The organism is Cytobacillus sp. FSL W8-0315 (assembly GCF_038002905.1).
Classification (GTDB): domain Bacteria; phylum Bacillota; class Bacilli; order Bacillales; family Cytobacillaceae; genus Cytobacillus; species Cytobacillus pseudoceanisediminis.
Genome location: NZ_JBBOOC010000001.1, coordinates 1,211,200 through 1,224,444, shown reverse-complemented (window position 1 = coordinate 1,224,444; position 13,245 = coordinate 1,211,200). Strand labels below are relative to the sequence as shown.

17 protein-coding genes are annotated in these 13,245 nt (G+C 42.4%); 1 reads left to right on the top strand and 16 read right to left on the bottom strand.

The features are described 5' to 3' along the window. The first annotated feature begins 9 nt into the window (after positions 1 to 9). Positions 10 to 1,671: a methyl-accepting chemotaxis protein gene (locus tag MKY20_RS06295; protein WP_251266854.1), complete on the top strand. Its 1,662-nt coding sequence runs from the start codon at positions 10 to 12 to the stop codon at positions 1,669 to 1,671. 214 nt (positions 1,672 to 1,885) lie between these two features. On the opposite strand, the gene hpf is transcribed toward MKY20_RS06295, so the two are convergent. From hpf to MKY20_RS06215, 16 genes are all read right to left on the bottom strand, one after another. Beyond that, positions 1,886 to 2,443 carry a ribosome hibernation-promoting factor, HPF/YfiA family gene (hpf, locus tag MKY20_RS06290; RefSeq protein ID WP_009331959.1) on the bottom strand — a complete coding sequence of 186 codons (558 nt, stop codon included), beginning with the start codon at positions 2,441 to 2,443 and terminating at the stop codon, positions 1,886 to 1,888. 228 nt (positions 2,444 to 2,671) lie between these two features. Further along, on the bottom strand, positions 2,672 to 2,872 hold the full coding sequence (locus MKY20_RS06285; protein ID WP_251266853.1) for a YjfB family protein: 201 nt from the start codon (positions 2,870 to 2,872) through the stop codon (positions 2,672 to 2,674). A 35-nt stretch (positions 2,873 to 2,907) separates the two neighbouring features. Then, positions 2,908 to 3,261 carry a hypothetical protein gene (locus tag MKY20_RS06280; protein WP_251266852.1) on the bottom strand — a complete coding sequence of 118 codons (354 nt, stop codon included), beginning with the start codon at positions 3,259 to 3,261 and terminating at the stop codon, positions 2,908 to 2,910. A gap of 43 nt (positions 3,262 to 3,304) precedes the next feature. Continuing rightward, positions 3,305 to 3,649, bottom strand: coding sequence for a flagellar protein FliT (locus MKY20_RS06275; protein WP_009331962.1), 345 nt, complete (start codon positions 3,647 to 3,649; stop codon positions 3,305 to 3,307). Beyond that, positions 3,649 to 4,050, bottom strand: a complete 402-nt coding sequence (gene fliS / locus MKY20_RS06270; protein WP_251266851.1) for a flagellar export chaperone FliS — start codon at positions 4,048 to 4,050, stop codon at positions 3,649 to 3,651. The genes MKY20_RS06275 and fliS overlap by 1 nt, the downstream gene beginning before the upstream one ends. An 18-nt stretch (positions 4,051 to 4,068) precedes the next feature. Continuing rightward, a complete protein-coding gene (fliD, locus tag MKY20_RS06265) occupies positions 4,069 to 6,192 on the bottom strand; it encodes a flagellar filament capping protein FliD (RefSeq protein WP_251266850.1) in 2,124 nt (707 codons plus the stop codon). Positions 6,193 to 6,206: 14 nt separating this feature from the next. Next, entirely contained in the window at positions 6,207 to 6,566 is a 360-nt protein-coding gene (gene flaG, locus MKY20_RS06260; RefSeq protein WP_251266849.1) for a flagellar protein FlaG, read from the bottom strand. 149 nt (positions 6,567 to 6,715) lie between these two features. Then, entirely contained in the window at positions 6,716 to 7,957 is a 1,242-nt protein-coding gene (locus tag MKY20_RS06255; protein ID WP_251266848.1) for a flagellin N-terminal helical domain-containing protein, read from the bottom strand. Between the two features lie 147 nt (positions 7,958 to 8,104). Then, the gene (csrA, locus tag MKY20_RS06250) at positions 8,105 to 8,335 is read right to left on the bottom strand and encodes a carbon storage regulator CsrA (RefSeq protein ID WP_251266847.1); all 231 of its coding nucleotides are present in this window, start codon (positions 8,333 to 8,335) and stop codon (positions 8,105 to 8,107) included. Beyond that, positions 8,335 to 8,775 carry a flagellar assembly protein FliW gene (gene fliW, locus MKY20_RS06245; protein WP_251266846.1) on the bottom strand — a complete coding sequence of 147 codons (441 nt, stop codon included), beginning with the start codon at positions 8,773 to 8,775 and terminating at the stop codon, positions 8,335 to 8,337. Before fliW ends, csrA begins: the two co-directional genes overlap by 1 nt. 15 nt (positions 8,776 to 8,790) lie before the next feature. After that, positions 8,791 to 9,354 (bottom strand): DUF6470 family protein, encoded by a 564-nt coding sequence (locus tag MKY20_RS06240; protein WP_251266845.1) that lies wholly within the window; start codon positions 9,352 to 9,354, stop codon positions 8,791 to 8,793. 55 nt (positions 9,355 to 9,409) lie between these two features. Next, the gene (gene flgL, locus MKY20_RS06235; protein WP_251266844.1) at positions 9,410 to 10,270 is read right to left on the bottom strand and encodes a flagellar hook-associated protein FlgL; all 861 of its coding nucleotides are present in this window, start codon (positions 10,268 to 10,270) and stop codon (positions 9,410 to 9,412) included. Between the two features lie 13 nt (positions 10,271 to 10,283). After that, a complete protein-coding gene (flgK, locus tag MKY20_RS06230; protein WP_217026395.1) occupies positions 10,284 to 11,846 on the bottom strand; it encodes a flagellar hook-associated protein FlgK in 1,563 nt (520 codons plus the stop codon). A gap of 18 nt (positions 11,847 to 11,864) precedes the next feature. Then, positions 11,865 to 12,344, bottom strand: coding sequence for a flagellar protein FlgN (locus MKY20_RS06225; protein ID WP_217026393.1), 480 nt, complete (start codon positions 12,342 to 12,344; stop codon positions 11,865 to 11,867). Between the two features lie 15 nt (positions 12,345 to 12,359). Then, complete coding sequence (gene flgM / locus MKY20_RS06220; protein ID WP_019380809.1) at positions 12,360 to 12,626, bottom strand: flagellar biosynthesis anti-sigma factor FlgM; 267 nt, start codon at positions 12,624 to 12,626, stop codon at positions 12,360 to 12,362. Between the two features lie 143 nt (positions 12,627 to 12,769). Further along, positions 12,770 to 13,201 carry a TIGR03826 family flagellar region protein gene (locus tag MKY20_RS06215; RefSeq protein WP_251266843.1) on the bottom strand — a complete coding sequence of 144 codons (432 nt, stop codon included), beginning with the start codon at positions 13,199 to 13,201 and terminating at the stop codon, positions 12,770 to 12,772. Between the last annotated feature and the right edge of the window lie 44 nt (positions 13,202 to 13,245).

Here is a 13,245-nt window from a genome sequence, read left to right as displayed (position 1 = left end):
GCATCCAAGATGACATTACGAAACCGCCTTATTATTGTCACGCTGATCCCACTTGTGCTATCAGTCAGCATGATAGGCTTTATCATATACCAAACGTTACACATTCAAAGCTCCGCTAAAGATGATGTGGACCTTTTACTGAAAGTGAAGGACCTGGAGCAAAGCCTTGTTGTGACAAGCCAGTCACTTGCCAATTATACCTATAATTCCAGTGATGCCAACAAAGACGAGGCACTAACCATGATGACAGAAGTCCAGAAAAACCTGGCTGCCCTCTCTTCGGTTGCCTCAGTTCCCGGGCATAAAAAAATTATCGGCAGCATTGAAGGAAAATATGCAGAGCTGTCGGATGTATCCACCAAAGCCTTTGAAAAAGGAAACAAAGCGGAAATCAAGCGCCAGAGTATAAGAATATCCGGTATTTTAAATGATATGCACCTTTTAAAGAAGCGCACAAATGAATGGTATGAAGGCATTCTTCAGGAAACCAGCCAGAAAATCGCCTTTATCACGAATTCCTCCCTAATAGGAAGCGTACTGCTAATCTTGTTATCAGCTATTTTCTCATGGATGGCTGCGAGAAAGATTACAAAACCAATTAATGCGATCGTGGATAAAGCAGAGAAAATTTCAGAGGGAGACTTAACAGCAGACCTATCGCAGCTTACTTTTAAAGAGAACAGCCGATATGAAGTGGATAAACTAACGGAAGCTTTCTCAAAAATGGTTGTGAATCTAAAAGGAACCGTGCAATCCATTGAAGAAGTCAGCCAAAATGTAAAAGGATTTGCCGAAGATGTGGCTTCTTATATGACCAGCTTAAATGAAAGCAGCAGCCAGGTGGCTGTTTCAACTGATGAACTGGCGAGAGGCAGCCAGGCCATCTCTGAAGACGTCCAGGCTACCGCTGAGTTAATGAGCGTAATGGGGGAGCAATTTTCAGCGGTCCATCATTCCAGCGAGCAAAGTGCCACACAAAGCACACAAGCATTGGAATCTGTTGATCAAGGCAGAGTGTCTTTAGAAAAACAAATGAAACTTGCTGAAGAGATCTCCAGTTCGTCGAACCATATTAGAAGTTCAGTCAGTGAATTTGCCCAGTTCACCAAGGAAATTGAAGGGGCAGCCAACACGGTTAAAGATATTGCGGATCAAACCAATCTGCTTGCCTTAAATGCGGCTATTGAAGCAGCCCGTGCCGGTGAAGCCGGAAAAGGATTTGCGGTTGTGGCAGAAGAAGTACGGAAGCTCGCCGATTCTTCTTCAAAAGCAACAGATTTGATCGCCTCGATGGTCAGCAATATCCAAAATGGGATCAGCAATATATACACAGCTACTGAACAGGGACATGCACTTTCAAAAGAGCAATCCCAATCGATGAGCGAGACGGAACAAGTTTTTGAAACCATTTCCGAGCATGTGTCCGGCATTCACAGTCATCTGGAAAGATTGGTTGAAGATATGAAAACCTCCAGTGATATGAGCCAGCAGGTCATTAGCGCTGTGGAAAATATTTCGGCCGTAACAGAAGAAACGGCTGCCGGAACTGAAGAAATCTCCGCTTCTACGGAGGAACAGCTTCGCGCGTTTGAGCAGGTTATGGTGAAGGTGGAACAGCTGAAAGAAATGACTGGTGTTATGGAGAGGGAATTGGAGAAGTTTACGGTTTAGGCGGATTTTTGGAGGTGTCGTTTTACTGAAATTGTGAACGATGCAATTAGGTCGGGAAAACCTGCAAATAGAAGTATAATTCTTGCAAATAACTTCGGCATTTCTGCAAATAAAACGGCGAATTTGCAAATAGCAGACCAATTCCTGCAAATAGCCCAATAGTGAACCCAAACAAACGAAAACCCCGCCTCAGCAGCGGGGTTTTCACGTTTTATTATTGCGCTTCAATCAGACCATAGCGGCCATCTTTACGCTTGTACACTACATTTGTTAAGTTAGATTCTGCATTCGTGAACACGTAGAAGCTGTGGCCCAGCATGTTCATCTGCAGGATCGCCTCTTCACTGTCCATCGGCTTCAGATCGAAGCTCTTTTGGCGGACAACTTCAAGGTCGTTATCCTCCTCTTCCGCTTCTGGCGCCTCTATCTCATTTTCCAACGCTGCAAAAACAGCAGTCAGATTGCCTTTTTCGCGGAATTTGCGGTTCACTTTTGTTTTATGCTTGCGGATTTGGCGCTCCAATTTATCTGTGATCAGATCAATCGCTGCATACATATCATCATGATCTTCCTCTGCACGAAGTACCAGATTCGGCATCGGAATCGTTACTTCCACTTTAGAACGGTTATTATTATACGTTTTTAAATTTACATGTACATTTGCATCAGGAGTTTCAGTAAAATACCTTTCTAACTTAGCAATTTTCTTCTCTACGTACTCTCTAATTGCTGGAGTTACCTCAATGTTTTCACCACGAATGTTGTAATTCATACGTGAACTCCTCCTTCTCATTATACAATGACAGCCTTTTCATTAGCGTTTACTGTGAAAATCACCAGTAATGTCTGAAAAGGAATGCCTAGTCTTAAAAGTATATTAAGACTATGTATTTATATTTCTATTTTACCCCTAAAAACTCCTGCTGAAACTGGTAAAAAGATTGAGAATATTTGTCGAATTGGTGACGTATATAAAAAAACGAGCAGCTTCTTTGGCTGCTCATCCTTTTATATCAATATTGCCGCCCAAGTGGGGCTGGGCTGCGTGCTGGAGGGCCTGTATCTGAGACCCGCTCATCATCTTATGAATAAATTCTGCATTTCCCTCCGCTTGATCCATGGCTTTCTTCATGACTGAGATGGATGCCTGCCGCTGGACCTGCCCTTGGGATAAGACCATGGACATTAATGGGATATCCAAGGGAACACCTCCTGGCTATTTAAGCCTGATCCTATTTAGGACTGTATATATGGATTTAATTCCTGCTGAATATTTTTATGCCACCCTGCAAATGCAGGATAGAGCTTTTTCGAAATGATCTCCTGTCTAACAGGAAGATCGTCAAAGTTCTGAATAAGCAGTTCAGCCTGATCGGCTACTGCACTAATATCAGCAATAGCCTTTAGCATCGTGTGATTGCCTTGAACAAGATGGCTAAGCTGTTCATGAGCTGAAGCGACTTGAGGGAACGCCTGAAAAACATCACTAAGAAGGCGATCTCCCTCTGTTTTACTGAAATCACTAAAGCTTTTTACTATATAATCAAACGCTTCATCAATGGTATATAAAAGATCGCTGTAATCCTTCATAAAAAGGTACTGCTTTTCGGTCAGGGTCATCAACATTAGTCACCTATTTTCTTTTATCGTAAAACATACCGTCCGTTGCCATGGATTGATAGGGATTAGCATATTTTCCGGTTGATTCCTTTTTAACGCTTAAGTCTTTGATGTCTTTTTGAATAAACAGCTTTTCCCTTGTCATTAGCTGGGTGACTTTTGCATTGAGGCTGATCAGCCTGGCTCCCAGATCCTTTTCAGCGTCTGAATATGGAGGAGCCATGCCAGTCATTTCTTGCTGGCGTTTTTCAAGCAGTATTTCGACGGCATTCATTTTCGCATCACGGTCAAGCTTAGTATGTTCCAGAGTTTTGATTAGCTCAAGTGTTAAATCATAAAACCTTTGAACCGAACTCACTACACTGTACCGCCTTGGGAGAATTGCTTCTGGCGATTGACCTGAATGACTTCCTTCCATGTGTCTCGGAATTCGGTTACAAGGCCCCCGACTTCATCAAGAATACCTGTATCATTCTTGATATTCGCCTCCATCAGTCTCCGGTTCATATAATCATATAAAGACATCATGTTTTGAGATACCTCTACATCCATATTCAACGTCACCATCAGCTCTTGAATAATATTTTGCGCCTTTTGGATATTAGTGTTTTTCGCCTCAATGTTTTTGTCCATGATGGCTTTTTTCGCCTGATGGATGAACTTCAGGCAGCCGTTATATAGCATTAGTGTCAGCTCTCCAGGAGATGCTGTATTCACTGAGTTTTGCTGATAAGATTGGTATGGATTGCTTACTGCCATTTGTAACACTCCTTTTTATTACATGCCGCCGCCAAATTGGTTCATAAGGAACATGGATTGCTCATTGGAACGCTGAATCGCTTTTTCCATGGCGGTGAACTGCCGCCAGTAGCGGTCTTCAACCTGCTTTAATTTATCTTCAAAGCTATCAATCCGCTTGCCTACATCATTCAATTCCCTGCCGATAGTGAACTGCTGGTTGGTTGAAAAGCTGTTTCCGGCTTTTGTCTTCAATTTGTCCATTGCAGCGTTCACGGTATCATAAAGCCTGTGGGCGATCCCTCTTTGCCCGTCTGTCTGTCCTTCTCCTCTAAAAAGATTCTCAACAGACACAGGATCATCTTCGATTGCCTTTTTCAGGGCGGCTTCATCAATTTCCAGCTTACCGCCTTCTAAATAATTGCTGGTCGTTTTAATGCCGATACTGGCCAGCTGATTATAAAGCGGAGAAACCAGATCATTCGTTACGGGCTGGTAAAAGTTCATCCGCATCCCAGATAAGACAGACTGAAGCGTAGAATCCTTGCGCAAGAGACCGCTTTTAGCTCTCTCTTCCCATTGCTCCTGCTGCTTGTCCGATAACTGCTCACGCTGTTCATCTGTTAATGGGGTGTAGCTTCTATAGCGTTCTTCACCGGTTTTTTTCTGGATTTTATCGATCATTTCATTGTATTTATCCACAAATGCCTTAATATTATCAAAAACCTTTGTGGAATCATTGCTGACATTGATGCTGACCGGCTGATCTTCAAACGTCTGCTTAAGAGTAAAGGTAACGCCGTTCACTTCAAATGTGTTTGAGCTCCGATTAGTAGCCAATCCATTAATCATGAATTCAGCATTTCTTCCTTCTTCTTTGACCGCAGCCCCTTTAAAGCGCAGAACATCATTCAGAAAGCTGCCGCTTGTCGTGATTTCAGCCCCGCCTTTATTAAAATCACCCGTCTCTGTGCGGGTCATCGTCATTTGGCCAGTAGCACTGTCAAAGAACATATTCACACCAGCGCTTGAAGCATTTACTTTACTGATGACATTATTGAGAGACTCACTGCCTGAAATAAGGAAAGAATCATGACGCTCCCCTTTAGAAGTTGAGGTATCTACTGAAAAAGCAGTGTATTTGTGGTCATAGGCAATCTCCATGCTCATCGTTGTATTAGATCCCTCTGCCGGCTTTTGCATATCAGCATTAAATGTGATTTTCCCTGTTTCGTAGTTAATGGTGCCTACCACTTTATTGGCATCATCGAGTATTTCTCTTTCCCCATTCACGATATTGCCCATTGAAAAAGTTTTCTCAGTGGTCGTTCCGGACGCTGTTTCCTTTATCTTAATGCTTTTCACTTCATTCAGGGCACCTTGAGCCAATTGAATGGAGGAAGTGCTGCTTGTAATAGCGTGTGAACCAGTCCGTTCAGTAGCCACATAATCAATCTTAATGACACTTCCCTTTGCAGGTTCCTTGCCGAATTGCAGCGTTCCATCTTCTTTTACCAGCACTTCATTCTCTTTTAAGGGACGGTTCGCCGCACTCAGTTCTGCCTCACTGATCGCATTAAATCCTACTCCATTAACCTTTACACTCCAGGAGCTAAGTTCACTTAGATCCACCTTGGACATATCTCCGAAGCTAATGGCTGCCGGATCGGTCACATCAATATTTTTACTTAAAACGGCACCATTTTTCCAAGCACTAGCGACAGTGCTTCCATTTGAATCTGTATGATTGCCTTTATACATAAAGCTGCTTTCCTGTGCATAAAGGCTTTTGCTTGGGTCTATGGACTTTCCATCCGCAGAAATACTGCCGCCGTTTACACGGGTCTCCGCACTTGCCAGCTGTGTTACTTTTGAAATCGAGTAAGAAGACTGGCTGGCTGCACCGCTTGCTGTAGCAGTAACCATTGCTTCATTTGAAGAAGTTACCAAGCGGGCACGATAACGTGTAGTCAGCTTCATCTGCGTCAATTCACTTCGAAAATCCAATAGTAATGAATTCATTGCACGGTAATCATCCCGCTGCCATTCCAATACTTGTTTCTTCTGCTTTAATTTATCTAGAGGCATCCGTTCTGCCTTCATTAGATCTGATACAAGCTGGTCAATATCCATCCCGCTCGCCAGACCTCCGATTCTAACCAATGAGAACTCCTCCTTTAAATCTTCTTATCTACCATTAGTCCAACAAAATCTGTCATTGCTGCATACATATCCAGCATTTTTTTTGATGGAATTTCCTTTACGACTTCCTGGGTTAGATCATCAACTAGAGTTACGTAATATTCATTTAGCTCTTCATGGAGAACAAACTTTAATGAGGTGTGAGAAGCTTGTAGGAACTCGTTCATGCTATCGACTACCTCTGTTAGCTGTTCTTCCTTTATTTGGCCAGTCAGTTTTGGCTGAACAGGCACGTCTTTATTTACTTCTTGAATGCGGAACTCACTTGAATTTTCATTTGTATGTACTGTTCTAGTTGGAAGAGAAATATTTTTAGATGATATATGATCTATCATTTTAATCTCCTACCTATATAAATTTCTTCTTTAGTTTATATATCGGAATAATTTTAGAATAGTTAAGGAGGAGTTTAGCAGGGAAGGAAGTTTATGTGTATATATAAAAGACCCTAGCAAGGCTAGAGTCCCTTTCAATTATACTTATATTAACGAAGAAGCTGTAATACTCCTTGTGGTTGTTGATTCGCTTGAGCCAACATTGCTTGTGCAGCTTGAGAAAGAATAGAATTCTTAGTTTGATTCATCATTTCTTTCGCCATGTCTACGTCACGGATACGAGATTCAGCAGCAGTTAGGTTTTCTGAAGATGTACTTAGGTTGTTGATAGTGTGCTCTAAGCGGTTTTGATTAGCACCAAGTTTAGAACGTTCAGCAGAAACTTTATCGATTGCTGATTGAATAGTTGTTACAGTTGCTGCTGCATCCTCATGTGTAAGAACACTAAGTGCTTGTTCAGTCGTTGTACTGCTAGTTCCATCAGTAACAGCACGTTTTGCATCAGCTGTACCTTCAGTAGAAATACCTAAAGCCTTTGCTCTCATATCAGAAATATCTAGTGTTAAACTCTGGTTTTCATTAGCACCAATTTGAAATTGAAGAGATGCACCTGCATCACTTCCTCCAGCTAAAGAAGTTGTTTCATTAACAGTTGCAGCAGTACCATCGATGTTAGCTCCACCAGTAACTGTAAACTCCGACATATCAAGTCCAGTAGGCACATTAGTAGTAGTCCCTTGAATTAAGGCTTCAATGTCACTTGCTGCAATAGTTGCATCAGCCTGGTCAAGGGTAACTGTTAGTGTATCACCAGCCGCATTAAAAGCAGCACCAGCAGTAGCACCTTTAGTAAAAGTAATGTTTATTCCGTTTGCTAAAGTAGTATTAGCTGCACCTGCGCTAATATTGAATCCTGCAACCCCTCCAATTGCTGTTGTTGCACTTGCAGCAACAGCTGTAGTTGCTACATCTTTTGAGCCGTTTAATAATTTTTGAGTATTAAACTCAGTTGTATTACCAATACGGTTAATTTCAGATGTCATTTGGTTGATTTCTTTTTGGATTTCTTCACGGTCAGAAGTAGTGTTTGTATCATTACCAGCTTGTACCGCTAATTCACGCATACGTTGAAGAATATCATGAGTTTCATTTAGAGCACCTTCAGCTGTTTGAACTAAAGAGATTGCATCTTGAGAGTTTTTAGATGCTTGGTCTAATCCGCGAATTTGTCCACGCATTTTTTCAGAGATTGCAAGACCTGCTGCGTCATCTCCAGCTTTGTTAATACGTAGACCAGAAGATAATTTCTCCATTGATTTGCTTTGAGCTGTTGAAGCACTATTCAACTGACGGTAAGTATTCAATGCTGCAATATTATGATTAATTCTCATTATTAATTTCCTCCTTGAGTATATATCCCACATCCATGTGGTTTACTTTACTAACCAGCAGAAAAGTCGGCCGCCTTTTTGCTGTTCAGCTTTACACTGGTTATATCGACTTATTTTGACAGGTGTTTAATGGTTTGGAAAAATTTTTTATTTCTTTTTAAAAAAGCTGCTTAGGCTTTCGATTGCACTTGCTTCAGTTTGAGTTGCGCTGCTGTTTTCCTGCTGAATAGATAAGTATATTTCTTTCCTATGAATATCCACATTTTTTGGCGCGCTGATGCCTAGCTTTACCTGGTCACCATCAATAGAGAGGATTGAGATTTCAATATCGTCACCAATCATGATCGATTCTTTAAGTCTCCTTGTAAGTACAAGCATTATCTCTCCCCCTGTTCTTGAGGTGTTATGATTTTATGCTTGGTCTGGTAAGGTGTTTGATTAAGTATAATTTGTTTGCCTATTTTTTTTGTTTGGTTAATGATCAAAGGGGCCTGCAGGTTAACGGTTGTTTCCTCAAATGGATCCCTTACTGTCAAAATCGCAAAGGTAGCCACATCTTTATCTGATTGGATTTCTAATTTTTCTAATGCCTCTTCTGTCAAATCAAACTCATACTGAGGAAAAAGAGCAAATGGATCTGTCACGATAAAAGCTACCTCAGGTGTTTTTACTGACTGAAGTACAAATAAGTCTGTCCCTTCAAGAGGTAATATATAAAACTCCTTTTCCTCTAAAAAACCCGGAATCCCAGATGGAAAATTAATAATATCATCCTGATTTATTTCCTGCACACCGTGAAACTTTGTTTGGATATTCATCTTTTCACCTCATTGCTATATGGTTAGATTGATAAAATCAATATTAAGGCTGTTTTTCTCAAGAATTTCTGTGCTGACATTTCCAGGTGTATAGGTATGAATCGGCTTTCTGATTTCCATCTCGATCTTCGGCTTTTGCGGCTGAGCTTCAATGTTGACTTTGGCAGGTTCGTATTGAATCTTTACACTATTATGAGATGGCACCCAGCCAATATTGAACTGCTTGGGAGGACCTTCACTGTTTTCCTTTGCCTGATAGGCGATTGGAGTGCCGCCGTTTTCAATTTTCATAAGTTCTGTTCCCTGTGCAGCTCTTCTCTCCATCCCTTTTAACCAATCCTGGTACCCATTTTGGGCAAACTCCTCTATTCTTCTGCCGACACTTTTCAGGTCGACGTCTTCGCGTGCTTTGGTCTGGTCGATCGTCAGCTTTCCTGGGATTGTATCGATTTCCAGTATGGCTTTAGGCTGCTGGATGGATTGGACGGCAGGGGGCTGTTCGATTTCCTGAACCGGCTTTTCTATCTTTAATCCGATCTTGATAAAGTTGGATTCAAGTCTGATTTGCGGAACATTCATGTTAGACACCTCTCTTATGAAAAAAAGCTATCACTGATGGATAGCTTTTCACTGATTATCTTAAAAAGTCGGTTAAGCTCGGCTGAATGATTCTTGCCCCAACACTTAGTGCGGCACGATGGATGCTTTCCTGGGTTGTCAGCTCGATAATGGCTTTTTCCAAATCAATATCTTCATTATCGGAAAGAATTCTGGTTGAGAAGACTTCCTGCTGGGAAAGACGGTCCTCCATCAGTTCGACCCGATTCTGCTTGGCCCCAATTAGGGCACGTGCAGACAAGAAATTATCTATGTTTTTATCAACATTCTCTAGCATATCCCCAACGGCTGGATCATTCGTTTCAAGTGCTGTGATTAGCTTTTGGATATCGCCTTCGTCACTGAGCATGTCCCCAAATAAAGCTTTTCCTTCCGTGTTGACAGGGATCTTGATGCCTGAAAAAACCTCAAGCTCGATGGTTCCGCTTTGAAAACCTGATTCAGATGGCCGTACATTTGTCTGATTGCCATTGAAAATATACTTACCGCCAACTTGTGTATCCCCGATATTCTGTAAGTGCTCTTTAAGCTGTTTGACCTCTTCAGCAACCGCTTTGCGCTGATCTTCTTCCAGTGTGCCATTGCTTGCCTGGAGAGTCAGCTCCCTAATTCGCTGCAGAGCCAAAACACCCTTATCCAGGGCATCATCCGTACTATCAACCCAATTTCTCACTTCCCCGATGTTGCGGGTAAACTGCTGAATCCGGTTCAAATCCGTACGATAGTTCATTCCCATCATCGCAGCAACCGGATCATCCGACGGCTTGGTAAATTTCTTCTGCGTAGAAATTTGATCCTGCAGCTTGTCCAGCCTGCTGTAGCTGTTGCTTAAATTGCGAAGCATGTTATTTGATAGCATTGATTGTGTTACGCGCACTTTATTTCACCCTTTATCTGCCTACAACGCCCATGCCGTTGATGATTTTATCGAGCATTTCATCAACCACAGTTATGTTTCTTGCTGAAGCATTGTATGCATGTTGGAATTTAATCATATTGGTCATTTCTTCGTCTAATGACACGGCACTCACCGATTGCCTGTTCCGGTCTACTGAATCTGCCAGCACAAGGGAGTTTTTCAGGTCCTTTTTGGCACTCTGAGAGTCTACGCCTAATCGTCCAATGATTCCGGAATAATAGGAATCAAGGCTTCCGTTCAGCTTTGATTTTTCATCATCAGACAAGGAGGTGTAATCACTAAAGCTTTTCTTTCTTAAATCAGCCAAAAGCTGAGCATTGTGGTTATCTCCGGAAGCTCCGCCTTTTTCTGCAGCTGCGGCAATTTTAGAAGAGTCATCCAGCAGCTCTTGATTTACTTTAATGCTTTGTGCAGGATTATCCTCATCAAACTGGAAAAAGTCCAGGCCTGAGATTGTATCCGCTCCCAAGGCATACCCGTTTTTATGAATTTCATTGAATTCCTTGGCAAAAGCAGCTGTCATTCTATTCAGCTTCTCCAGCATTTCAGGATAAGCACCCTTAGCAGAACCGCCTGCTTCATAACCATAGCTGTTAATTAAACCGGTAAGTTCACCGGATAAAGTCTCAAATTGCGTAAAGGAAGTGGATCCGATCTTTAGTCCTGTTACAAGTCCGCTCTCTTCGCTTTTTTCAAGCTCCACCTTGTTTGTGCCAACAATGCCGCTCTCTTTTGTAGCAGATATGAGGTTAATAGGCGGATTATAGGATTTTCCATCCTTTTGGACAATCTCGATATTATAAAGGCCCGATGCCATCGGTTTGGCATCTCCATATGTATTCGGGACCACACTGGTCACTTTCACGTTAACCAATTGTGAAAGGCTGTCTACCAATAAATCCCGCTCGTCATAAAGGTCATTTGGGAGGTATCCGTGCGGCTCAACAGAGGCGATCTGCTTATTCAGATGGTCAATCTGCGCGACGATTGCGTTAATTTCATCAACCTTCACATCAACCTGATTGCCGATATCCTCTTGAACCCGCGACAGGGAATTATGATAATAATTCAGTGTATCCGCAACCATCTGACCAGTAGCAGCTACTACATCCCTGGCTCCGGTATTTTCGGTGTGGCTTGATAAATCCTGCAGGGCGTTCCAGAACTTTTCCAGGGTACTGTGCAATCCATTCTCTGACGGCTCATTCATGATTTCTTCCATCTTAGTCAGAGACTCGCTCATGGCTCCATAGTAACCCATTTTTGTGTTTTCGGTTCTATATTGCAGGTCTAAAAATGATTCTCTTATTCTCTGGACTGTCCCCGCTTCGACACCTGTTCCCATTTGTCCGGGTATCTGCGGACGATTCATACCAACGCCTGGATAAGGCTCGGTTTGCGCGAAATTAATCCGCTGCCTGGTGTATCCTGGCGTATTCGCATTTGAAATATTATGTCCGGTTGTATATAAAGCACTTTGCTGGGTGAACATGCCGCGGCGGGCTGTTTCAAGTCCCATGAAAGTTGAACGCATGTTTGTTCCTCCGTTCTGCTACACTTTCGAGTTGAAAATTCCTGGATTCATCTTTTCCGATTTCTTATTGGCTGGCGGGCCGTAGTTCATCGATTCAGGCTGCGGCCGTAAAAGATTCATAGATACATTTACAAACTGAAGGGAATGATGGACAAGCTGCTGGTTTAGGAAGTTCTGCTCTTTCAGTTCATATACCAGCTCAGCAAGCTCCTTCGTGATGGCCTCAAGCCTAAGGCGATCAGGCTGCGTAAGGATATTTAAACAATCTGATACTGTAGGGCTTTCCAGCATGGGTGCGATCGAATTTGCTGCCTTTTCCCGCTCGTTTTCCAATCTGCTGATAGCCGCAATATGAGCCTGCTCATCCTTCAGCATCTGATTCAGGCCGTCCATGTCGCCGGTCTTAATAATGTCTGTCTTTTTAACTGCGAGTTCATATAGGCTTTTATGAAGCTTTAGCAGCTTTTCCATCGTTGCAGTAAGTGCTTCGGCTGACATGCCAATCCCTCCTCATTATTTTTTTGTATAAAAATCAGCGATGCTTTTCGCCACTTCTTTTGGATTAATTTTATAAGTCCCGTTCTCTACCTGAATTTTAAGCTCTTCTACTTTTGCTTTACGGTTTTCGCTTAGCTGGGATACCTGCTGCATTTCCTTTGCAGTAGAGCTGATTTCAATTTTATCTGATGCCGTTCTGGCTGGCTTTCCTGCATGTTCAAGCTTATTCATTTGGCGTTTGTATGGGTTCACGCCTGAAGGACCAAAGTTATTGATTTTCATGTGTACCCCTCACTTTCTTTCCGGTCGATTTAACCTAAGTCTATTATCGGCTAATGTGGCGGTATGTTTAAATGTTAATTTAAGTTTGGGAAAAAATACATCTATAAGCCTATAGAAAAAGCTATGTGAATGAGACACATAGCTTAGAAACGACTATTAATTTTTTCATTGACGGCAAAATAAGTACCGTGTTTCTCTCTTTGGACTGCTTCTTTTCTTCGTTCTTCCTCAGCGGTAAACTGCTGAAGATCTTTCCTCAGATCACCCGCACAGCTGCCGCATAGCTTGCCTTCCCGGATGCTTGTCCCGCATTTCTCGCAAGGATACCCCAAATTTGGAAAATGCGCTAGCTTCAAACGGCCGGTCTTAATAAACTTTATGATGAGTTCTTCCTCGACTTCGGTCGCCTCGACAACCTCCATCATCCTCGCTGTCCTGTTTTCCCTCTTCCGGATGAACTGGTAAACCGTCTCATAGGCCTTCTCTTCTTCCTTCCAGCAATCCTGGCAGACATCGCGGAACTGGTTTTTGACAAAAATGGCATCACATTTCGGGCAGTTGGATAACTCAGCCATATGATTCTTCCTCTCTCAGTTTGTGATGAAATTATTATAGCTCG

What these genes read in the sequence shown, in the direction of transcription:
- MKY20_RS06295 (WP_251266854.1), top strand. Translation starts at nt 10, where the DNA reads ATGACATTACGAAACCGCCTTATTATTGTCACGCTGATCCCACTTGTG.
- hpf (WP_009331959.1), bottom strand. Translation starts at nt 2,443, where the DNA reads ATGAATTACAACATTCGTGGTGAAAACATTGAGGTAACTCCAGCAATT.
- MKY20_RS06280 (WP_251266852.1), bottom strand. Translation starts at nt 3,261, where the DNA reads ATGAAGGATTACAGCGATCTTTTATATACCATTGATGAAGCGTTTGAT.
- fliS (WP_251266851.1), bottom strand. Translation starts at nt 4,050, where the DNA reads ATGGCAGTAAGCAATCCATACCAATCTTATCAGCAAAACTCAGTGAAT.
- flaG (WP_251266849.1), bottom strand. Translation starts at nt 6,566, where the DNA reads ATGATAGATCATATATCATCTAAAAATATTTCTCTTCCAACTAGAACA.
- MKY20_RS06255 (WP_251266848.1), bottom strand. Translation starts at nt 7,957, where the DNA reads ATGAGAATTAATCATAATATTGCAGCATTGAATACTTACCGTCAGTTG.
- csrA (WP_251266847.1), bottom strand. Translation starts at nt 8,335, where the DNA reads ATGCTTGTACTTACAAGGAGACTTAAAGAATCGATCATGATTGGTGAC.
- fliW (WP_251266846.1), bottom strand. Translation starts at nt 8,775, where the DNA reads ATGAATATCCAAACAAAGTTTCACGGTGTGCAGGAAATAAATCAGGAT.
- MKY20_RS06240 (WP_251266845.1), bottom strand. Translation starts at nt 9,354, where the DNA reads ATGAATGTTCCGCAAATCAGACTTGAATCCAACTTTATCAAGATCGGA.
- flgK (WP_217026395.1), bottom strand. Translation starts at nt 11,846, where the DNA reads ATGCGTTCAACTTTCATGGGACTTGAAACAGCCCGCCGCGGCATGTTC.
- MKY20_RS06225 (WP_217026393.1), bottom strand. Translation starts at nt 12,344, where the DNA reads ATGTCAGCCGAAGCACTTACTGCAACGATGGAAAAGCTGCTAAAGCTT.
- flgM (WP_019380809.1), bottom strand. Translation starts at nt 12,626, where the DNA reads ATGAAAATCAATAACTTTGGTCCTTCAGGCGTGAACCCATACAAACGC.
- MKY20_RS06215 (WP_251266843.1), bottom strand. Translation starts at nt 13,201, where the DNA reads ATGGCTGAGTTATCCAACTGCCCGAAATGTGATGCCATTTTTGTCAAA.